General features: G+C 45.6%; 18 protein-coding genes. 4 read left to right on the plus strand and 14 right to left on the minus strand.

Going from position 1 to position 22,781, the window contains the following annotated elements; genetic code table 11:
- The 7 genes from ACE04G_RS02855 to ACE04G_RS02885 all read right to left on the minus strand — a co-directional run.
- Nucleotides 1–1,622 (minus strand): dynamin family protein (locus tag ACE04G_RS02855; RefSeq protein WP_486094140.1); only part of this gene is annotated, 1,622 nt, incomplete at its 3' end.
- Nucleotides 1,623–1,930: 308 nt separating this feature from the next.
- Nucleotides 1,931–2,203, minus strand: a complete 273-nt coding sequence (locus tag ACE04G_RS02860; RefSeq protein WP_017687779.1) for a hypothetical protein — start codon at nucleotides 2,201–2,203, stop codon at nucleotides 1,931–1,933.
- 23 nt (nucleotides 2,204–2,226) lie between these two features.
- Nucleotides 2,227–2,922: an endonuclease III gene (gene nth, locus ACE04G_RS02865; protein ID WP_036607558.1), complete on the minus strand. Its 696-nt coding sequence runs from the start codon at nucleotides 2,920–2,922 to the stop codon at nucleotides 2,227–2,229.
- Between the two features lie 163 nt (nucleotides 2,923–3,085).
- Nucleotides 3,086–5,824 carry an S-layer homology domain-containing protein gene (locus tag ACE04G_RS02870; protein WP_221820396.1) on the minus strand — a complete coding sequence of 913 codons (2,739 nt, stop codon included), beginning with the start codon at nucleotides 5,822–5,824 and terminating at the stop codon, nucleotides 3,086–3,088.
- A 72-nt stretch (nucleotides 5,825–5,896) separates the two neighbouring features.
- Complete coding sequence (locus tag ACE04G_RS02875) at nucleotides 5,897–6,577, minus strand: GerMN domain-containing protein (RefSeq protein WP_036671957.1); 681 nt, start codon at nucleotides 6,575–6,577, stop codon at nucleotides 5,897–5,899.
- A 35-nt stretch (nucleotides 6,578–6,612) separates the two neighbouring features.
- Nucleotides 6,613–8,022 (minus strand): N-acetylmuramoyl-L-alanine amidase family protein, encoded by a 1,410-nt coding sequence (locus tag ACE04G_RS02880; protein WP_036607564.1) that lies wholly within the window; start codon nucleotides 8,020–8,022, stop codon nucleotides 6,613–6,615.
- 258 nt (nucleotides 8,023–8,280) lie between these two features.
- Nucleotides 8,281–9,687, minus strand: coding sequence for an N-acetylmuramoyl-L-alanine amidase family protein (locus tag ACE04G_RS02885; protein ID WP_221820394.1), 1,407 nt, complete (start codon nucleotides 9,685–9,687; stop codon nucleotides 8,281–8,283).
- A gap of 276 nt (nucleotides 9,688–9,963) precedes the next feature.
- Here ACE04G_RS02885 and ACE04G_RS02890 point away from each other — a divergent pair, with 276 nt between their 5' ends.
- Genes ACE04G_RS02890 through ACE04G_RS02900 form a run of 3 tightly spaced genes read left to right on the plus strand, consistent with a single transcriptional unit; the run spans nucleotide 9,964 to nucleotide 13,256 of the window.
- Nucleotides 9,964–10,638 carry a response regulator transcription factor gene (locus ACE04G_RS02890; RefSeq protein WP_221820393.1) on the plus strand — a complete coding sequence of 225 codons (675 nt, stop codon included), beginning with the start codon at nucleotides 9,964–9,966 and terminating at the stop codon, nucleotides 10,636–10,638.
- Nucleotides 10,623–11,720: a HAMP domain-containing sensor histidine kinase gene (locus ACE04G_RS02895; RefSeq protein WP_339304776.1), complete on the plus strand. Its 1,098-nt coding sequence runs from the start codon at nucleotides 10,623–10,625 to the stop codon at nucleotides 11,718–11,720. Before ACE04G_RS02890 ends, ACE04G_RS02895 begins: the two co-directional genes overlap by 16 nt.
- A gap of 51 nt (nucleotides 11,721–11,771) precedes the next feature.
- Complete coding sequence (locus ACE04G_RS02900; RefSeq protein WP_449003587.1) at nucleotides 11,772–13,256, plus strand: serine hydrolase domain-containing protein; 1,485 nt, start codon at nucleotides 11,772–11,774, stop codon at nucleotides 13,254–13,256.
- A 188-nt stretch (nucleotides 13,257–13,444) separates the two neighbouring features.
- On the opposite strand, the gene leuD is transcribed toward ACE04G_RS02900, so the two are convergent.
- From leuD to ACE04G_RS02925, 5 genes are all read right to left on the minus strand, one after another.
- Complete coding sequence (gene leuD, locus ACE04G_RS02905; protein ID WP_036607574.1) at nucleotides 13,445–14,047, minus strand: 3-isopropylmalate dehydratase small subunit; 603 nt, start codon at nucleotides 14,045–14,047, stop codon at nucleotides 13,445–13,447.
- 31 nt (nucleotides 14,048–14,078) lie between these two features.
- Nucleotides 14,079–15,500 carry a 3-isopropylmalate dehydratase large subunit gene (gene leuC, locus ACE04G_RS02910; RefSeq protein WP_036607575.1) on the minus strand — a complete coding sequence of 474 codons (1,422 nt, stop codon included), beginning with the start codon at nucleotides 15,498–15,500 and terminating at the stop codon, nucleotides 14,079–14,081.
- Nucleotides 15,501–15,870: 370 nt separating this feature from the next.
- Nucleotides 15,871–17,328, minus strand: coding sequence for a glycoside hydrolase family 1 protein (locus ACE04G_RS02915; RefSeq protein ID WP_221820389.1), 1,458 nt, complete (start codon nucleotides 17,326–17,328; stop codon nucleotides 15,871–15,873).
- A gap of 45 nt (nucleotides 17,329–17,373) precedes the next feature.
- Entirely contained in the window at nucleotides 17,374–18,213 is an 840-nt protein-coding gene (licT, locus tag ACE04G_RS02920; protein WP_221820387.1) for a BglG family transcription antiterminator LicT, read from the minus strand.
- 36 nt (nucleotides 18,214–18,249) lie between these two features.
- Nucleotides 18,250–20,148: a beta-glucoside-specific PTS transporter subunit IIABC gene (locus tag ACE04G_RS02925; RefSeq protein ID WP_449003586.1), complete on the minus strand. Its 1,899-nt coding sequence runs from the start codon at nucleotides 20,146–20,148 to the stop codon at nucleotides 18,250–18,252.
- A gap of 368 nt (nucleotides 20,149–20,516) precedes the next feature.
- On the opposite strand from ACE04G_RS02925, the gene ACE04G_RS02930 reads away from it, so the two are divergent.
- Nucleotides 20,517–21,437 (plus strand): LysR family transcriptional regulator, encoded by a 921-nt coding sequence (locus ACE04G_RS02930; RefSeq protein ID WP_221820383.1) that lies wholly within the window; start codon nucleotides 20,517–20,519, stop codon nucleotides 21,435–21,437.
- Between the two features lie 234 nt (nucleotides 21,438–21,671).
- Here the strand turns inward: ACE04G_RS02930 and ACE04G_RS02935 are convergent, their stop codons facing one another.
- Together ACE04G_RS02935 and ACE04G_RS02940 are read right to left on the minus strand one after the other, a co-directional pair.
- Complete coding sequence (locus tag ACE04G_RS02935; RefSeq protein WP_449003585.1) at nucleotides 21,672–21,857, minus strand: hypothetical protein; 186 nt, start codon at nucleotides 21,855–21,857, stop codon at nucleotides 21,672–21,674.
- Nucleotides 21,858–21,949: 92 nt separating this feature from the next.
- A complete protein-coding gene (locus ACE04G_RS02940; RefSeq protein ID WP_449003584.1) occupies nucleotides 21,950–22,771 on the minus strand; it encodes a carbon-nitrogen family hydrolase in 822 nt (273 codons plus the stop codon).
- Nucleotides 22,772–22,781 lie beyond the last annotated feature (10 nt).

Raw genomic sequence — 22,781 nt, forward strand, 5'->3', positions numbered from 1 at the left:
GAGGGGAGGGGGCCCGCATCAGGCAGCAGGCTGCGCAGCCCTGCTGCCTCTGCGGCGGCGCTGCGCTGGAGCGCCGTGTAGCGCGCCGCCGCCGCGGATTGCGCCAGCAGCGCTGCGCGGCTGGCGTCCAGCGCCTGGAGCGCGGCTTCGCCTTGCGCTGCCAGCGCTTCCAGCATGCGGTCGGCCAGCATCATGGCCGATCTGCGATAGCGGGCCTCAATCTCGCCCCGCACATCTTTACTGAACTGAATCACATACTCTGGAGATACCTCTGCACTGGCACTGCGTTTCATCTCCAATAGTGCTTCATCTACAGCAGGCAGCTCCGTATTAAGCGCCTGCTCCCACTCCGCTCCCCATAGCTGATGGGACTCACCCAGCTGTCTAAGCATCGTACGAATATGTACCTCAACTTGTCCGGAAGCCTGATCCTGTAACAGTCTGACCAGCTCAGAAGCTCGGCGTTGTTTCTCCTGCTCGGTTTTGCCACCTGAGAACAATAAACCTACCCTGAAACCTGGTTTGCGGCTCTCCAAATAGGCAGCAGCCGACGCACGAATATCCGCAGGTGTAAGATTTGCATTTGCCAGAAGAGGTTCAAGCTCCGCCCGGAATTTCTCACGCACTCGCGAAGGCCCAGTACGAATGTCTGTTGCTTGTATATCAAGAAGCTCCAACTCTCGTTCCAAGCGTTCAATTCCTTCCTTGCCACCAATCTCATCCAGCAGGGAATTCTCTTCGTCTTCACGTTTCTCCGCTTCTCTCGTCAGATGTTGCTCCGTTACATGACTGGCCGAACTTGCCAAACTGTGCGTAATTAACGCTTCCTTCTCTTGCATCATGTGTCCAATAAGTTCCGGCAGCATATCCCACTGGTTGTAGCGATGCTGCTTGTCGCGTAAGGAAGTAAACAATAGTCCGTCATATCTGACTTCCCAGGCCGCAAATATAGCTTCGACACCTTCGGTATATTGGTCAAAGGAAAGCTCACGCTCCCGATGCTTGTCGATCTGATTCACGATCAAAAACAACGGTTTGCCCCAATCCGACAGACTCTTGGCAAATGAAAGGTTTGTCTCGGACTGAACATGATTATAGTCCATGACATAGAAGACCACATCTGCCAGATGAAGCGCGGAATGGGTCGCGAGACTATGTCCGCGATCTGTTGAATCCACACCTGGTGTATCCAGCAGGACAGCATCATCTTTCAGCAGAGGAATATCATCCCATACCTCAATCGAGCTGTAAGCTCCACCATTTTTGCAATACGCCTCCAATTCCTCTGGAGAAACTTCAAGTGTTCCTGCTCCATTGTCAGCGCTTACGTTTGGCGTAGTGTAAATAAGCGCTCTTGGCTTACCATTACGTATGGATACCACATTTGCACTTGTTGGCACGGGACTTGAAGGCAGGACCCGTTTACCGCATAAACTGTTGATGAGACTCGATTTGCCTGCAGAGAAATGACCACAGAACGCAATCGTCAGATGTTTCATTTCAGCCTTGCTGATTAAATCCGTTATAGCCTGTACAGCCGTATGGTCCCCTGTCTGCTCCATCGCTTCACGCAGCGGAAGCAGAGGTTTGGCCATTTCTTTTGGGTAATCTGTTCTGGACATGACTGGCCTTCCCCCTGGCTCCTCTAATTTGACATCCGTTTCGACGTCTATCTCTTTTACAACATTTATTTTAACATTATCAAGTTTGAATTTGAACGGTTGGAATTGAATATACATAAATGGACGTATAAGTTCTATAATCTAAAAAAAATAAAACCGAACAAGTCGGTTTTATCTGTAATACGTTTTATACTCGGTATTTAGCAAATGCTTACGCCAAGTGTCTGTTGCATGAATGCGATGTGATCACCTTAACCACAACGATCCTCATGACATTAATACAACAGAAACAATAGTGTAATCACTTCTTATGAAACTGCGTTCTCCATGGAAGGCAGCAAGATTTCAAATACTTGTCCATGTTGCAGAATTGTAATGTCTCTGCCTTTGTCTCTCATAACAACAACTTCTGGTTTAACGGACATACGCTCCAGATAATGTTCAGGCACGTCGCCAGAGTGGCTTACTGTGATACCTTCTACTTCTTTTTCTTCATTTTCAGCCATTTCCTGTTCAACGATTTGTTCAAAGATATCGGAGAAGGCCTCAAAATTGTCAGTGTACACGGAAATGCATTTCATGATTATTCATCCTTTTCTACTCATTAATTTATTTTTCGTTTTCGGGTGGTGACACGTTCCTTATCTTTCCTGATTTGGGACGTTTTCATACGTTTTTTCCCTTCCCTGCATATGTCCAGCAATGGACAGATATGACACGCAGGGTTCTGTGCCTTGCAATGGTAGCGTCCAAAAAATATAAACCGGTGGTGAGTTAAAGTCCACTCGTCCCGGGGTACGCGCTTCATTAGTTTCTTTTCGACTTCAAGTACGGAGTCATCCCAACCCGCAAGCGCCAGCCGCTTGGATACACGTTCAACATGAGTATCTACCGCAATTGCCGGTACTCCAAACGCATTGGAAACAACTACATTCGCGGTTTTCCGCCCGACACCTGGTAGCGTCACAAGCTGATCATGTTCCTGCGGTACATCACCGCCATACTGCTCTATTAAAATTCGGCACATGTTCTGAATATGCTTGGCCTTGTTCCGGTACAAACCGATTCGCCGAATATCCTGTTCCAACTCTTCGAGAGGAACTGCCAGATAATCTGCTGGGCTTCTGTACTTCTGGAACAAATCTGCGGTTACCTTGTTCACCGTTTCATCGGTGCACTGGGCAGACAAAAGGACAGCTACCGTCAATTCAAATGCATTGCTGTGATTTAATTCGCAATGTGCATCAGGAAACATTGCTTCCATAGTTTCGAGTATATGTCTAACCGTCGCTGCATTCATGAAGAGCTACCTCCCACAAAATGACTCCACTCTGCGGAGCCTTACTTCGAAGCTTCATCCGAGTACTTTGCGGGGACCTCAAAAAGCTTGCAAAAAAAACGTCTTGATGCGGGAAAGATCCCGTATCAAGACGGTCATTCTTTTGATCCTCGAAAAGAAACGATTACTGTTTTTGAATCTCCAGAATAACATTGTTCAGGAGATACAATACAATATTATCATTATCTCTGAGAGATTGCACGCTTAAAGTATTGTCACCCTGGTGAACAAATACACTTGATCCGAGTGCAAAACGATAGTTGGTGTCTGTTGTCGTTTCCCGTTTAACCAAAATCTGGTTACCCACGCCATCATAAGACCAGAATTGTTTGCTCATGACAGTCAGTACTCTGAAACGTGTGGAATTATCCGTATCTTTTGTCATTTCCACACGATCTCCGACCGTAAGACTAGTCAATGAAGTTAATATGGAGCCAGATTTTACGACTTTAACCGAACCGCTAACAGGCACGGTTTCAGTCTGGCCGTTAAACTGCTTGAGCGTTACAGATGAAGCATCCACCGCTGTAACTTCAGCCAGCGTACGCTTCACGACTTGAACCGCTTTTGGCGCAGCTCCTTCAAACGTTACATTAATCAGGTTGCCTGCTGTCAGTTGTGAAGGTGTGATCGTCTGACCACTCTCTCCTGTCAGTACCGCTTGATCCACGTAGAACTGACTTGTCAACAGATCGGATTTTACGCGAATACGACTATTTGCTTCCAAGGCAACCACTTCGAATTGAGCCACAGTGTTCAGTGCAACCTTCTGCACTACATCCTGATTTGCCCCAAGCGTTACAGTCACTTTGTCACCAATCTTCAAATCTCCCAGACTTGCGCCCGATTTGTTATAGATCTCAACCGTAGGTGCGGTAGTATAAGGCACTGTAATCGTCTGATTACCAGACAACAAACTGATTTTTCTGCCCGATGTGTCAATGTTGCTGATCGTACCTTCGTACTTGTAAATCACTTTAACGGACAACGCACGTGTTCCCACATAGGTCAGATCCAATTTGCGGCCATCATTTAAAATCGACTCCAGACCAGCGAGTGTAGGTTTGGTCGTATTGTAGTCCAGTTTGGTTTTCTCATCCAATGTAAATACAAACGGTTTCTTGTTGGTGTCCAACACGGTAAGTACCTTTGTTTTGCTGTTGTAAGATACAACCTTTACTCCGTTCATAGGTTCCATTTGACGTCCAATCACCTGAATACGCGTTACCTGGTCGTCAGAGTTCAATGTCAACTCCACCTGATCCCCGTTCGTTGCATCCGTGATGAGATCATTCAGCGTTGCATCCTGAATGCCATTGATAATGACTTCCGGCTTTTCAGTCAGCAGTTTCGCCTCAAGGGAACCCCCTTCACGTTTGAACGTTAACGTGGACTGGTTGCCACCGATCTCAACCAATGTTCCGCGCACAGATTGCTCCACACCTTGAGACAATGCGATAGTTTGCAGAACACTGTCCTTTACAGTGTATTTCACGGCACTGCCGGCTTTAAGATCAGCTACTGACATGATACGGTTTTGATATGTGATAAGCAGATTGTCATTGTATGCAAACTGCTCTGTTGCACCCGCTGCATTGACAAGTTTGATCGTTTTGCCAGAAGTGGATACTTCAGCAACTACGCCATTGTCACTCTTGTTAACAATGCCGGATTTCACACGAATAGCAACTGTTTTTTTGTCAGTCGAGAACGTCTCACGCAGTACTTCGATGATGCTATCTGCCGTAATATCGGATAGTTTGATTGCATTACCATTCTGATCGATGAATGCAGTTGCCTCATCATAACTGTACGTTTCGTAATTCTCGCCCACAAAGATACCAATTTTATTACCAGACAATGAACGTGCAAATGTACCTTCAACACTTTCCACCTGCGGTGTAGCATCAACAACTTCCACATAGGAAGCCACACCTGCAGAACCTACAACCATAACTTTCGTATATAGCTTCACATCTGTGGAGGAAACACGAGTTTCACTGTCTTTCGTAAAGTAAGGTGTACTGCTGTTCACTGCGAAGTTAACGGCTTTGCCGTCCACAACCAGCGTGATCTGCCCATCTTTCAATCCTGTCACATAACCCGTGGATGTGTTCGGGTACGCTGTATCCGTTAACGATTCACCACGACTGAAGAAGGTAGCCAGTTGAGCACGGGTTACGGAACCGGTTGGATTGAATTTGTTGCCTTCCACACCTTTGGCCAGATCCAGGCTAACAGCCAGATTAACATAACCTTTACCACTTTCGGAAATACTTGCATTATCAGCAAATCCGGTAGATTGATTGTTTTGTGCCTTCGCTTCAGCATCCTTGTCCAATGAACGGATTAACAATTTGGTAATCCATTCCCGTGAAGCCGGTTTTTGACCCCAGGAGGTCTTGGATACATCCACCGTTGATTCTTCCGTCTTGTCAATCAGTCCCAGTTGAAGTGCCAGCGCGACATATGGCTTGAAATAATTTCCCACTTCCATGTTTGTCGGTAATGCCGCAGCCGTGTCGGTATTCAACTGGCCCTCTTGATTCATAAAACGGATTGCCATCGTTACAGCTTCTTGCTGTGTTACCGCATCTCCTGGACGGAACAGGCCGTTGTTACCGAGAAGAATACCTTGATATGCCAGTTTGTAGACGTGTTTTTCAGCCCAGTATCCGACCTTGATGTCACTGAACAAACCAGTTGGTGCAGCCGTATTTGTTATTGCAGCAGTCTGACCCTGCCCCGTTTCTGTTGATTCTGCTGCCATGGCAGCTCCGCCGGCGCTAAGGGCCATCATGCCTGCAAGCACGGCTGATACTACTTTTTTAGAGTGTGATGGATTGTTATATTTAAAAGTCACCTATGATTCCCCTCTCTCATGTAAAACGACCCATATTCCGTGGATTCACGGTACAACAGCATGCTGTACAGCCTATTCGGATCTTGTCATTGGATGTTCAAGATCCACATGGCCCATCAGACTCTCCGTCTGCTGACCATCCACCAGTAAATCAAGTGATTTTACTTCATCAAACTGGAAGAACGTTTGTTTTAGAGCATCCAGTGCATAAGACTCTCCACCTGCTCCAAGACGTGCCGTATCTGGCATATGAATATCCAGCGTAAGAGCGCCATCCTTGAACTGAACAGACTTCAATTCAATTTCTTTAGACCACAGCGGAACAAGTTTAGCGTCTTTGCTCTGTTGCAGTGATTCAAAGGCAGCTTTATATTTGGCATCATCTGATGCGTATGAAATCTCTGCCGAAGCTTTGTGCAACTCCAGTTCTTCTTCATCCGTATAGAATACAGTGATCGTTTTCTTTTCATTACTTTCGGAAGTTGCCGGCTTCTCCGTAGACGTTTCGCTTGGCGGAGTAGTTGTAGTCGCTTCCTCTGAGCTGCCTTCCTCCGTGGATTCTGTAGGCGTTGTATTCTCTTCAGGCTCAGCAGTTACCGGTTCGGTAATTGTTTCACCTTCAACCTCGGTTACATTGTTTTCAGTTCCTGCGCCTTGCGTCTGATTCGGAGCAGCTGTTGGCTTGCTTCCACATCCAGCAGCAACTGCCATAACCGTTACCAGCAAGGCTGCAATCCATATTTTCTTGTTCATTCTAACTCCGCCTCCTCAACATAAGGGCTTGTCCCTTATTTAATTCCCAGATACTCCTTGATTCCTGCAACAATCCCTTTGGCAACACTGTTCTGAAAACTCTCCGTGAACAGGGCTGCTTCGTCGCTCTTATTGCTAAGGAATCCACCTTCCAGCAGAACTGCTGGCATTGTCGTTTCACGGGTCACATGGAGACTTGCCGTTTTCACTCCACGATCTTTCAGTCCGGAAGACTGTAAAAGATACTTGTGCATCACTGTAGCAAGTGCTTTGCTGTTGGAGCGTGTATAGAATGTCTCTACACCGTTCGCAGCAGCAGGGCCACTGTTAGCATGAATAGAGATGAAAATATCCGCTTTTATGTCTTGTGCAATCTTCACACGTTCTTTCAATGCCAAAAATGTATCATCGCTGCGCGTTAACACAACGTCAATTTTGGATTCTTTTTTCAACAAGGCTTCCACTTTCAGAGCCATTGCCAGATTGAAGTCTTTTTCACGTTTACCAGTTACACCGATTGCCCCAGGATCATGATCTCCGTGACCTGCATCGATAACGACAACTTTTTTGCCATTATTACCAACCGGAGGAGCAGGTGTACCACTTTGATTGTCGAGGTTAATCATAACCAGTCCGGAATCATTTTGCACACTGTACCCTTTTGAACTGGACAGATCGATTACAAAACGAATTGTAGATGGACTGTTGCTGTATAACGAGTAACGAATCTTCGACACATCCGGATAACCGCTAACGACGAGTTGTCCATTCTGGTTGCTGTCTAAAGCCTGTCCTTCACTGAACGAATCAGCAAATGCGGTATTCGGCAAGTCTATAACGATTCGATCTGGTCCTGTCATCGTGAAGACGTTCGGCTTCGTACTTCCGCTTGTTGCAATCATGAAGCGGTTGTCGCTGAAGCTGATGCCGTTCACCAGTACAAGACCTTCTTGATCCGATCCTCCGCCTTCATTGCCAGAGTTCGGAGGTGTGGTTGTCCCGTTTCCGGAACCTGAATTCTGGGTAACTAATGTTACCGTCTTCGTGGTATTGTTCCAACCCACCTTAAGACCCATTTCCTCACCAATAAATCGGAGAGGTACGAGCGTAGTACCATTTTTCACGAGTGGCGGGGCATCCAGGTTTACGTTACTGCCGTTCACCGTTGCCGTCTTCTGTCCAACAATCATCTGCATGGCAGTGTTGTCTTTGCTAATAGTCACCGTTTGCGTTTGCTGCTTCCACTCCACGCTATACCCAAGATTTTCAGACACAACCCGGATCGGAACCATCACCTTGCTGTTGATAATTTCCGCTTTTGTATCCGATGGCTGTACGATTTCTTTTCCGTCTAGGATAATTTTCGTGTCTGTTGCTGCGTGACTATAGCCCGGGAATACGAGCCCAAAGACAAATAACAGTACCAAAAAACCGAACTTCTTCATCCTTCACCCCTACCATTCTCATATTTTTTTGCCGCATGTTGTCATTTTCCAACTCCGACTGACCGCTTGGGCATTACCAGACACCTATTAGACGCCCCTCGCTCTCAAAAGTTGCGAATATATTCCAACATAACAGAAAAAAAACGTTGTCAGATCAAGCTTTTTTTACATTTTAATGTCTTCTTTTTTCCTTATTTATCAAATATACATCTCTAAACAACGCACTACCCTAACCTTCATATTTGCGCACAATTCAATTTACAGTCCCAAAAATTCAACAATTCCGTCCACAATTGCCTGTGCACATTTGTCCTGGTATTCTTCCGTGAGCATGACTGCTTCATCTGTAGGGTTACTTAAAAAACCAAGTTCAAGTAACACAGCAGGCATGGTTGTTTCACGCGTCACATGCAGACTAGCCGTTTTGACCCCACGATCCTTGAGTCCTGTTACCGGCAACACATATTTGTGAAGGGTGTCAGCCAAAGTCTTGCTTTCTTTACGACTGTAGAGCGTTTCAATGCCGTTTGGTACCGGTGTAGTGAATTTGTTTCCATGAATGGATACAAAAACATCTGCCTGATTCAATTCGGCAATATCCACACGCTGTTTGAGCGAAAGTTCTGTATCATCCTGGCGTGTAATGACTGTTTGAATATTTGGGTATTTTTGAAGGATCGCCTGTACCTTCAGTCCTACAGCCAGATTGAAATCCTTCTCATAAGCTCCTGACAAACTCACTGCACCCGATTGACGACCACCATGTCCAGGATCAATGACCACAATCGTTTTACCATCATTCGTAGGTACTGCCGGTTGACTTGTCGGTTCTCCACTCGTGGCGGTCAGGTCAACGAGCAAGACATTGTTCTCTCCAACAGACCATTTGGCTGTAGCCGTCTGATTCAGATCCAGAACGACACGCACGGTAGAAGGCGATTTACTGAACATTGCATACCGGACTTTGGAAACTATTGATGAATCCGTAACGGGAATCTGTCCACTGCCATCCGGGTTAGAGGCTTGTCCCTGAATGAATTCCTGAGAGAATGTCGCTGAAGGCAGATCAACAATAATTCGGTCTGGCCCACCAATACTGGATACTTTGGGGCTAATATTACCGTTGGTTGCTACAATCAAGCGATCTCCGCTGAAGCTGATGCCTTGAAGTTCTGTCAAACCATCCGGGACAGGTGCCTCGACGGGGTCACTGTCACCTTCCGTTTCAACTACGGGAGGAATACTAAATAGGCTTACTGTCTTGGTTCCATTGTCCCAGCCAACACGCAGACCCATGCCTTCCCCAACAAAGCGTAACGGAACAAGCGTAGTTCCCTGTTTGATCAGTGGGGGCGAATCCAAGTTCACCACGTTTCCATTCACTGTAGCTGCATCTTTGCCAGCCGTCATTTGAATCATGCTGTTTCCTTTTTGAACCTGGACTGACTGAGTTTCCTTCTCCCACTTCACCTTATAACCCAGGTTCTCGGATACAATTCGAATTGGAACCATGACCGTTTTCCCGATATTCTCTGCAGGTGCACCCGTCTGCTGGTTAATGGTTACACCGTCGAGTACAATCGAGGGAGTGGTGTCTGCATGGGCCAAGACTGGGAATAAACATAGGAACAGAAGAAAAACGACTGCTGCCGACCATTTTTTCATACCTCATCCACCATTCTTTTTGTCTTTTGAACATCCGACCTGACTCTCTGCAGCGTAACATCAATGACAATATGTAACCTTCCATAATCTACTAATCAGTTTATCAGATATTGTCTGATCATCCGGTTACAACGTTGTCATATTTAGTCGGAAACAGAGTGGCGAAAAGCTTACTTTCTTCATTAGTCCAGTTCCCAAAATCATATGGAAATTACATTCCTCATCCATTTTTGCTATGCTGAGTTCAAATACTTGAATACAGGAGATTGAGCCTTGATGCCTAAAATACTGATTGTGGACGATGAAGCAGATCTTCGAAAGCTACTGACTGATTATTTTGAAATTAACGGATATTCCGTGATGACGGCCAAGGACAGCCGGGAAGCGCTGCGGAAAGTGGAAAAACAGCCCGATCTCGTTTTGTTAGATATCAACATGCCTGAACAGAACGGCCTTCAATTATGTGAGAAAATTCGGGACTTCGTCTCTTGCCCGATCTTATTTTTAACGGCCCGAATCGAAGATGCTGATAAAATAGCGGGATTTCGTGCCGGAGGTGATGACTATATTCTGAAACCTTTCAGCATTCGCGAGTTGGGCGCCAGGGTCGAAGCACATATACGCAGGGAACAACGAATCCAAACTAAATCTTCGGTAAGGTTTAGCAATGAATTGGTCATTGATTATACGGCCAGGGAGCTCTACTACCTGGATAAGCGAATTTCACTGCCCAAAAAAGAGTTTGATATTGTCGAATTGCTGTCCACGCATCCTGATATGGTGTTTGGAAAGGAACGCATATACGAAAAGATATGGGGCATGGACGAGCAAGGCGACAGTAACGTCATCGCAGAGCATATCCGGCGAATTCGCTACAAATTAAAGGAATACGGCTGTGATAATCAAATCGAGACCGTTTGGGGAGTAGGCTACAAATGGCCAAGTTCATGACTAGACTCCTGTTTTTAAAGCGATTGTCCTTACTGCACTCTTTTATGCTGTTGTGTGTGGTCACACTCGTTGCCGTGCTGGCCGTTATAACTATGGAGTTTGCTTGGGCGGAGAAGCTGCGGCTACGTTTCGGAGAAACGGATTGGGTGATGCCCTCCCTCGTCACGGCGGTTCTGCTCACCGTAGCGACTGGAATTGTCACCATGGCCGTTCTATTTTACAAATGGAAGCTAAAACGTCCGCTGGAGCTATTAAAACGAGCATCCGAAAACATTTCGGCCAACGATCTAGACTTCCGCATTTCCTATGACAGCCAGGATGAGATGGGTGAGCTGATCGCGCTATTTGAAAACATGCGCTCACAATTGGAAAAAAACCTTAAGACACTTTGGCGTTCGGTTGAAGAGCGCAAGCAGATCAATGCTATTTTTGCCCATGATCTGAGAACACCCCTGTCCGTGTTAAAAGGAAACGCCGAGCTTCTCGCCACCTATCTTCCCGAGAAGAAGTTGTCGGAAGAAAAGGTGCTGGACCTGATCCATACCATGAACCTTCACATCTTGCGTCTGGAGAGTTATACAGAGGCCATGAACTCCATTCAGAGGCTGGAGGATGTGCCGTTGAACATCCAATCGATGGATACGATCTCATTGACGGTTTTGCTGGACGGCAGCGCTGAACAAATCGCGAAACAGTACGGTATACGTTTCGTCTCTTCCGTGGAAAATGATAATGCCTCAGTACATGTAGATCCCTATTTCGTCATGCAGATTTTCGAGAATATAGTGGCTAATGGGGCAAGATACGCAGCCAGTCAATTAAACGTTCACTATGACGTGCAGGGGGGCATTATGAAGATTACCGTCTCCGAGGACGGTCCTGGTTTCTCTAACGAAGCCCTGAGTAAGGCTATTCTCCCTTTTTACCGAGACGAAGTATGGGATGCGAGCGAACATCGCGGGCTGGGCCTTTACGTTTGCAAGGTGTTTTGCGAAAAACATGAAGGTAGTCTTCGGATTGCAAACAGTCCTAACGGTGGCGGAAGCGTGACGGCAAGTATTGGGACCCAAGTTGATAAATAGTTGAAAATGATCTGATAACATCTCCTTATCTTGAATTCAAGGAGTGTTAACATGCTAAAACTGAAAAAAAGAATGTATATCACCATTAGCTGCTTGTTGTTATGTACCGCGTGGGCGTCCCCCTTATCCGCCAATGAAGCCAGAGACAGGACAGAAGTTCTGCAGGAGATTGACGAATATATGAATCGGAGCATGAAGGCCAATCACATTAAGGCTGCTTCACTAGCAATTGCCAATAACGATGAGGTCTTTTACGCAAAAGGCTACGGGACATTCGCGGACGGCAAGAAGGTTACGGGCAACACCCCTTTTCCCATTGCTTCACTAAGCAAGTCCTTTACTGCATTGGCTGTTCTGCAGCTAGTGGACAAGAGTCGGATCAACTTGGATGCTACTTACGCTTCCTATTTTCCAGAGCTTTCTCCACAGGACCCCCGCGTTCTTGATATCACGGTTCGTCATTTACTGAATCAGACGAGTGGTCTCAATGACAAGATAAATCCCGATATGACAAAGACTCCGCAATTCCAATCGCTGGCTGAAGCGAACCAATTATTAAACACGGTTCAACTTGCTCATATCCCCGGAACAGCCTACAGCTATCATAATCCCAATTACGTGCTGCTGGCGAACCTCGTGGAAAGTGTTAGCGGAGAGCGCTTTTCGGATTATCTGAAAAAACATATTTTTGAACCGCTAGGAATGAATCATACCTTCAGTGTCAGCACGACGCAGCAATTCTATGAGAATAATACTATCCCGCTAGGACATTACCTGAGTTTGGGACGCGCTATAAGTCAATCCGAACCGCTTTGGTTCATTGAGGGCCCCGCCGGCATCGTTTCAACCGCAGAGGACATGTCCCTATGGATGCTTTCCCAATATAATGTCCGCCTCGTTTCCCCTGTGCTGATGAAACAATATCATGCCTCAGGAGCGATCGGTCCGTACGGCATGGGCTGGCTTGCAAACCAAGATGCATCTAGCGGCCAAACGATCTCCCACAGCGGCATTTTCTGGACTTACAAGTCAGAAGAACTGGTTTATTTGAACGAGCAAATGGGCATTGCCGTAATGTTTAATTCTGGTATAAACGCTTATGTGAATTACTCGGCATTTATTGATGGGATAGCGGATATTATGAGGGGGCAGGAACCCCAAACCTCTTTTTTAAACGGTCGGAATATGGAAACGATCATGATTGCGCTGATCATCGCTACGCTTGCATGGGGCATCTACGCCTATTTTCGCATACTTCGGAACAACCCCCGCCTAACGATTAGCAAATTGATTCTGATCACGGTTGGTAGACTAATCCCGATTTTAATTCTCTTGTTTCTGTTCCCATTGGTTACATTCATCGGCGGAGGACGTGTGCTGCCTTGGTTTGGCATCTGGACTACCCTATCAACTCCAATCATATGGCTTATCGTATGGTCATTTGTGAATTTCGTACATTTGGCTTGTTATATCTATGTCTATTTTCAGAATACAAAAAACGACCCTTTGGAGTTACCTCCAGTAATGGATTTTTAGATTCTCTATTTCGTCGGCTGTTATTGTACCTGTTGAAGTGTTCGGCCAAGAAGGATTAAGAGTTCTATGTATAGCTAACTTATTAAGCTAAATTAGCTTCTAAAATTTACAAAAAGCTTCTGTCTCACCGATGGGAACAAGGTCCCTTTGGCGAGGCAGAAGCTTTCTGCTATGCGATACTTTAACGATTAACCGAACAGTTTTGCCGCGTGGCGTTGTTCGTAAGCAGCGATTTCATCATCATGTTGAAGAGTCAGACCGATATCGTCCAATCCTTGCAACAAGAATTGACGACGATGCTCATCCAGATCAAAATCGATATGCAGTCCGTATGCATCAGTAATCGTTTTGTTTTCCAGATTTACATTCATCTCATAGCCTTCATGTGTCGCTGTACGTTGGAACAAGTCTTCAACTTGCTCTTCTGACAGCTTGATTGGCAAGATTCCGTTCTTAAAGCAGTTATTATAGAAGATGTCTGCATAAGATGGAGCGATGACACAACGGAATCCATAGTCCAAAATCGCCCATGGCGCATGCTCACGGGAAGATCCACAGCCAAAGTTGGCACGTGAGATCAGGATGGATGCCCCTTCATAACGAGGTTTGTTCATTTCGAAGGAAGCATTATTGTTGCCCTCTTCATCGAAACGCCATTCATAGAACAAAAATTGTCCAAATCCGGTACGTTCAATCCGTTTCAGGAACTGTTTTGGAATGATTGCGTCTGTATCTACATTGACCCGGTCTACCGGTGCAACGATGCCTTGTAATGTTTTGAATTCTTCCATATTAAACGTTCTCCCTTCTGTCTGTTATAGATTAGATCGCTGCTTCTGTTTTGAAATTCCAATCCCGTACGTCCACAAAGTGACCCTTAACCGCTGCTGCTGCTGCCATTGCCGGAGATACCAGGTGCGTACGTCCTCCACGTCCTTGGCGTCCTTCAAAGTTACGGTTGGAAGTCGAAGCACAACGTTGTCCTGGCTTCAACACATCCGGGTTCATCGCCAGACACATACTGCATCCCGCATCACGCCATTCAAATCCGGCTTCCGTAAAGATTTTATCCAAACCTTCTTGTTCAGCCTGAATCTTAACACGTCCTGAGCCTGGTACAACAATTGCTGTAACTTGGCTGGATACCGTGTGACCTTTAGCCACTTGTGCTGCTGCACGCAGATCTTCGATCCGTCCATTGGTGCAAGAACCGATAAATACATAGTCAATTGGAATCTCGGCGATTGGTGTTCCCGGTTCAAGTCCCATATATTCAAGCGCTTTTTCAGCCGCTTTGCGTTCGTTTTCTGTAGGCAATTCAGCCGGAACAGGAACTTTCGAAGAAATGTCGGTTCCCATACCTGGGCTTGTTCCCCAAGTTACTTGCGGAATCAATGTCTCCACATCGATTTCAACCACATGGTCGAACTCGGCACCTTCATCTGTTACAAGTTGTTTCCAACCCTCTACCGCTTCATCAAACTTCGCATCCGCTGGTACGTATTCACGTCCACGCAGATATTCAAATGTTGTTTCATCCGGCGCGATCAATCCTGCTCTTGCTCCACCTTCGATGGACATGTTGCAGACCGTCATACGCTCTTCCATGCTCAACTCACGGATGGATTCGCCTGTGTACTCAATAACATAACCTGTTGCAAAGTCTGTACCGTATTTGGCGATGACTGCGAGGATCATGTCTTTTGCGGTTACACCCGGGTTACGTTTGCCGACAAAACGAACTTCCATCGTTTTGGCTTTTGCTTGTTGCAAACATTGCGTTGCCATAACGTGCTCAACTTCACTTGTTCCGATTCCGAATGCCAGTGCGCCAAACGCACCGTGTGTGGACGTATGACTGTCACCACATACAATCGTTTTACCCGGGTGAGTCAGACCCAGTTCAGGTCCCATAACGTGTACAACGCCTTGATCAATCGTGTCCAGATCATACAATTTCACGCCGAAATCACGGCAGTTTTGCGAAAGTGTATCAATTTGTTGTTTGGAGATAGGATCTGTAATGTTGAAACGGTCTTTCGTTGGAACGTTGTGGTCCATTGTTGCAAATGTCAGTTCAGGGCGACGAACTTTACGTCCGCTGAGACGAAGACCTTCAAATGCCTGTGGAGAAGTTACTTCGTGCACCAGATGCAGATCGATATACAGAATGCTTGGTTTGCCTTCTTCTTGATGAATTACGTGATTTTCCCAAATTTTCTCAAACATCGTTTTTTTACTCATCATTTTCACCTCATTATAAGTTCGGTCCTTGGAAGAGCCTCTGTTTTCTTTAAAAAGTGAAGCTCTTGAATGACATAAATATATCACCCCGTCCTTCATTGTTCCAAGATATAATATCTATAGATGTAATAGGTTTAACCTATAATGTAAGAAAGACAAATAAACCAATGCTCATCGCAGAGGTTTCAATTGATAACAATTATCATTATCAGATAAGTCTTATACTACGTTTCCGCTGCTTCGCTGTCAATGCTTTTTATCTAGATCATAACAAAACAGCCCTGAATCCAGAGCTGCTTTGTTAGTTTCTGTTATAAAATGAAAATTATCATATCAACGCCTTCTATAGAGTACTTGTCCGACTACTGTATTACAAACCGTTATTCGCAATCACATCTTTGTACCAATAGAAACTCTTCTTGCGTTTTCTCTCCAGTGTTCCATTGCCATCATTATCCTGATCTACATAAATAAAACCATATCGTTTCTCCATCTCTGAAGAAGAATAACTAATCAGATCAATCACTCCCCAACTGGTATAGCCCAGCAGTTCAACACCGTCCAGAATCGCCTCATGCATCTGTTCAATGTGAGATCGGAAATAATCAATACGATAATCATCCTGAATGCTGCCATCCGCTTCAATCGTGTCTACCGCTCCAATCCCATTTTCAACGATAAACAAGGGCACCTCATAACGGCTATACAGTTCATTCAGTGAGATGCGCAGACCTACCGGGTCAATCTGCCAGCCCCAATCATTCGTTTGCAGATACGGGTTCTTCACCCCTCCAGTTGTATTGCCACTCACCTGCTCCAATCGGTCGCCATCCACACTTGATACCAGGGACATATAATAACTGAATGAGATAAAGTCCACAGTGTGCACTTTCAGAATCTCTTCATCCCCCTCAAGCATATCCAGGTTAATTCCTTTTTCGGCAAAAAATCTCTTTGTAAAGTACGGATACGCTCCACGTACCTGTACATCCGTAAACATAAGATTGAATTGATTATCCCGGGAAGCAACGAGTACGTCTTCGGGATTACATGTATGAGCGTATGTTGTCAGTTTGGTAAGCATACATCCGATCTGGGAACCGGGAATGATCTCATGACAGTATTTCACTGCGAGCGCACTCGCTACAAATTGATGGTGTAACCCCTGATATACAGCCTGCTCCACATTTTCGAAACGCTCCGGAACAATACCACCACTCGTAAACGGATGACGAACAATGCTGTCAATTTCATTAAATGTAATCCAATACTTCACTTTGTCCTTATAACGGCTGAACACGGTTTTGCAAAAGTGAACAAAATACTCGACGACTTTCCGATCCGTCCATCCACCGTAGTGATTCACCAGATACATCGGCATCTCATAATGCGACAACGTAATCAATGGTTCAATCCCTTGTTCCAGCATGCCATCAATAACGCGGTCATAGAACTGCAAACCGGCTTCATTCGGCTCAGTTTCATTGCCATTAGGGAAAATTCGGGTCCATGCTATGGATAGTCGCAACGTTTTGAGTCCCATCTCCCCAAACAGGGCAAGATCCTCCTCGTAACGGTGGTAGAAATCAATGCCTCTGCGTTTCGGGTATTCTCTATCCGAGGTAGACTCCATCGCAGTTTTGATCTGCTCTTCATTGATCGCATTATGTTTTTTATACTCACTCTTGGCTACACCTTTTCGATAGATAGCAATGTCGGCTGTAGACAGACCTTTGCCATCCACATTCCACGCTCCTTCTGCCTGATTGGCAGCAATCGCTCCTCCCCATAGAAAATCTTCTGGAAATGTTCTTGTTGTATTGGTCATTGTGTATTCCTCCTTGGATTATCTCTGTGACTCTTTCATTCTTGCTCAATTGCGACTCATGACCCGATTGATATGAATAATCAAATACATCATCTCTTCATTGGAGATCGTATGTTCAAACCGGGCTTCAATATAATCCTTGATTAGTAGTACGCAGGCTTCTTCCTGCGGGTATTTATTCGCGATCTGCTCAAAGAGCTCATGATCCTGCGTGTTTAATGTTTTATGCTCAAAAAGCCGTTGAATAAAAAACTGCAAATGGGTCAAAAAGCGTGAATAGTTGATGCTATGTGTATCCAGCTCCACTTGATAGTGAATTTTGATAATATTGAGTACATCCTTAACTGTATTGGTCATCATCATGACCTGATTCATATTGTCATCATTCTGCTGCGCATTAACGAGATGAAAGGCAATATTCGCCGCTTCCTCCTCAGGCAGGGAGAGTCCAAGCTGTTTTTGAATGAGAGACAGACCATGCAACCCGATACTGAACTCCTGCGGATAGAACTTTTTCACTTCCCACAACATTCGGTTCTGGATCGTCATATTGTCCTTGAATCGCTTCATGGCCATATACAGGTGATCTGTTAATGCGACATAGAGATGATCACTCAGATGGCGGGACAATGTATGTTTGGCGTGAGAGATGATTTCATCAGCCAGAATCAGATATTCTTTTGGCGTTTCCTTCATCAGAGCGGTGAGATCCGAAGAGATCGTTTCATTTTCAAGGACATAGATCTTCTCGATCTCATCCTCGCCCACGACATCTCCCGGTTTGCTCCTGTAGCCGATGCCCTTTCCCATCACAATAATTTCCTTATCATCCTCACCACGTCTGGCAAGAACAATGCTCGAATTCAGTATTTTTATGACTTCCATATCAGGCTGCCTGCCTTTCATTCATATTTCAGCGGTTTATAACACCGTAATTAATGGTTTTCCCGGTCCCGTCATCGCTGCAGATTCATTGCCCAGTACCTCCAGATAATCGGAGGAATTGGTCACAATTACAGGGGTCGTCGTGTCATAACCTGCGGCTTGTATAGCTTCAAGATCAAACTCGATCAGGAGCTGACCATGAGAGATCTGTTCTCCTTCGTTCACTTTTACATCAAAATGCTGGCCTTTCAGTTTCACCGTATCCAATCCGACATGAATCAGAAGTTCAACCCCTTCTACCGATCTCAGACCGATGGAATGTTTAGTGCGGAACACCGTCTCAACGGTACCGTCAAACGGTGCAAACACCTTGCCAACACTTGGCTGAATCGCCATACCTTGTCCCATGGCTTCTTGCGAGAATGCCTCGTCCTTCACCTCACTTAATGGCAGAACTTTACCTTCCAAAGGAGCAAAAACGATCTTTTTCGATTTGATCCCTGTAGATGGCTGGATTTCAGATTCACCTCTCGCTTGGTTTGTAGGACTGCCATCCATCGACACTGCTGTTGGAACAACATCCTGAAATCCAATGACATATACGGCGACAAACGCGACAATGGCAGAGATCAGCATGGTAATGATCGCATAGATAATATTCATATGATCTTCACTGATAAACATAGGCATAGATGCAATCCCCGGACCCACGGCAGCATATGCCTTGAGATTCACAATACCTGCGAACAACCCAGCGACTCCGGCGCCGATCATGCAGGCAAACAGCGTTTTCTTGAGCCTTAAATGTACACCGTACAGAGCAGGTTCCGTGATACCGAATACACCTGAAATTCCTGCAGACAAAGCGACTTGTTTCAGCTTGATGTCTTTGGTTTTGAATGACACCGCCAGTGCGCCTGCTCCCTGCGCCATATTGGATGCCAGCATCGCAACCAGCACCAGTGTTTCATATCCAGGTGAAGCCAAGGCTGCGAAAATAATGGGATAAAATACTTTATGCATACCGAACATGACAATCAGAGGCATCAGTATAGCCATAATGACAACGGTCAACCATCCAATCTTATCCTGAATCCAGTAGATCAGGTTGGACATTCCCGTTCCGAGATACATCCCCAGAGGTCCAAGTACAATCAGGGCAACTGGAGCAACAATGAGAATAACAATCAAAGGTTTAAGGAAAATTTTGACCGGCCCTGGTGAGATCTTGTCCGCGAACTTTTCAATGTAAGACATGAACCAGACCGTTAAAATAATGGGTACTACGGATGTCGCATATTGAACGGATGCAACAGGTATGCCAATAAAGGACACCGGATCTTCACCACCAAGCAGACCAATCATATTCGGGTGTAACATGATTCCACCAAACAGAACGGCAACAAAGGGGTTGGTTTTAAATCTATTTGCACTGGAATAAGCCAGTAGAATCGGAAGAAAGTAAAAGGCAGCATCAGACATGACACTCAAAACGGTATATGTCTGGCTCTCTTTGGACATCAGGCCGGTCACGGTCGCCAGTAACAACAGTGCCTTAAGCATACCCGAGGCAGCAATGGCTGGGATAATAGGTTGGAAAATGCCTGCAATGACACTGGCAAAAGTATTAAACAGTCCTTTGGGGCTATAATCCGCTTTTTGTTTCTCCTGAGTTTCGTTTGATTGCCGAGTATCCATCATCTTGGCAAGTTCATTGTAGACGTACGCGACGTCATTACCGATAATAACCTGATATTGCCCGCCGCTATTCACTGCGCCAATAACACCATCAAGGCTCTTAATTTCTTGGGTCTTCGCCATATCCGGATTCTTCAGGGTAAGTCTGAGCCTGGTAGAGCAATGAATTAACGTGTTGATATTATCATTGCCACCGACCAGTTCCATAATCGATTGGGCTAATTGTTTGTGATTCATGGTGCACCTCCGCCATTTTTTTCTTGATGGGAACAAAAAAAGACCTAAAAAGGGTAGGAAAAGAGAAACTCTTCCCACCCAATCTAGGTCTTGCCTGCCGAACAGTAACACGCCATCGTTGGATGAATGTTATTCAATTATATAAACGAAAAAGAATATGAACATTTGAAATGGTTCCGTACTAACATTTGAAACTGGCACGCATGAAAACGTTGATTTTGTTTTACCCGGGTAAGTGATTCTTATTAAGCGTTTTCAAAATCAGTATATCAACTCTTCTGATGGAGTGCAAGCGGTTAAGCGAAATTAATGATTTCTTCACCTGTAATGATATAATGGTGGCATAACGAAAGGACTGACCAATGACGATGGAATTCAGACAACTTCAATATACGCTTCAAATTGCGGCCGAACGCAATTTCTCCCGGGCAGCAGAGAAGCTGCATATTGCCCAGCCTTCATTAAGCCAGCAATTATCCAAATTGGAAAAAGAATTGGGAGTCCTGCTATTTCAGCGTAATACAAGTACCGTGGAGTTAACCCATGCGGGTGTTACGTTTGTCGAGCAAGCCCAAAAGATCGTAGATGCCATGGAGCTATTGCGTCAGGAAATGTCAGACATCTCCCAGCTTCGCAAAGGTAAAGTCGTTGTAGGCAGCATGCCGATCACGGGCTCACACTTGCTCCCACATGTGCTTCCAGCGTTCCAACAAGCTTATCCCGAGATTGAGGTCACCTTATTGGAGGACTCCGGTCTTACGCTTGAGAAATTGACAGCAAGCGGCAAAGCAGATCTCAGTCTGCTATCTCTTCCTTTACAAGAGCCAAGCTTGTCTTATGTAACCATTGGAGAGGAACGGATTGATCTGGCTGTTCCCCCGAATCACCCTTTGGCACGCAGGGCAGATCCGGAACATCCGATTCCTGTGCGAATTGAAGAGCTTCGGGATGAACCCTTTGTTGTATTGAAAAAAGGACAGGGCTTCCGCAAACTTACATTTGATCTCTGTGAGCAGGCCGGTTTTGATCCCCAAGTTGTGTTTGAGAGCACCAATATTGAAACCGTTCAGTCGCTCGTGGCCACAGGTATGGGCATTACCCTGGTTCCACGCTTTATTGCCCGTGCACCGCGCAGTGAATTCGTACCTGTATATGTGCCACTTGCTGAGCCTACTCCCAGCAGAACACTTGTTGTCGCTTATCGTCAAGGAAGAGTACTGTCGAAGGCAGCCGAAGCATTCATCCATACGTTTCAACAAACCGTGGCCGAACTGTCAAAGGGAGACTAAGGAATTGCTCCTATGGGTATGGAGACATATGGTACTGAACCAAAACAAAGGCTTGACCCTTATGGGCCAAGCCTTTGTCATATACTCGTTTCCCGCATCCGCAGGATAGAGTTCTTACATTGCAATCACAGTAACTGATTACAGTACAATGTTGCTTGTTAAGCTGTTTAGCTACAGTGCTAATTTATAATGTTAACGTAGAAACGTACATAAGAAAACTCCATGTCTGGCGGTTTATTTACGCAAATTACGATCGCTTGTCAGCCTGTTTTGCTGATTCATTACACGGCCTTCGTCCTGAACAGTTGAATCAGGGGGTGATAGCCCTCCTGCTCCATTCTCTAAGAATGCCCTTAAGTGATCTTCCCTTGTGTTATCCTGTTCCAGTCTCCTGAGCTTATCTTTCACATGGTTGTCCATTGATTGATCATCCTCCTTGGTGACGGGATAGTTATCATTACCCGCGTCCTGGAAGAATAAACACTTCTACGAAAATTTTTTGCCGCTTTTTTTTATTTTTCGCCAAAATAAACGCCAGGTCGACGGTCTTCAAATACGGGAATCCTTCCGCGAACCTCATCTACCAGAGATGGACGAATAATTCCGGTCACGATCTCTTCCCCTTCGCCACCTTCAGCCACAATCTCACCCCAAGGATCAATGATGAGGGAATGTCCGAAAAATTCAGTCTCTCCCCCTTTACCCACACGGTTACATGCGATCACATACATCTGATTCTCAATCGCTCGTGCGGTAAGTAACGTACGCCAGTGGTGCAGACGAGGTTTCGGCCATTCGGCGGGTACAATCAATGCCTTGGCACCATTCAAAGCAAGGGTGCGGGCAAGCTCCGGGAAGCGGATGTCATAACAGATCGAAGCCCCCGCTGTAAGACCGTTCTGCAATTCAAAAATTTCAGGTTCCGCACCTGGCTGTAAATATTTCTCCTCATCCATCAGACGGAACAAATGTAATTTATCGTATCGTGTTACCTGTTTTCCTTCACGATTATAAGCATACATTGTATTGTATATTTGACCATCCCGTTTCTCAGCGATTGACCCGCCAACGATGGAAATTTGATGTTTTTGAGCAAATGCAGACAGCCATTCCCGAGATTTCTGGCCTTCCGGGTCAGCGAGTTCATGAATTTGCGTCAGAGCGTAGCCCGTATTCCACATCTCAGGTAACACAGCCAGCCCCAGATCCGGATATTGTTCTACCGCACGCTCAAGCAACATCTGCATATGTTTATGATTGGCCTCAGGGTCTCCGAGTTGAATATCGCCCTGAATCAGGGCTACACGCATTTCTCCCTGTTGTTTTTCTGTCATGACAAGCACT

Source organism: Paenibacillus sp. AGC31, from assembly GCF_057334655.1.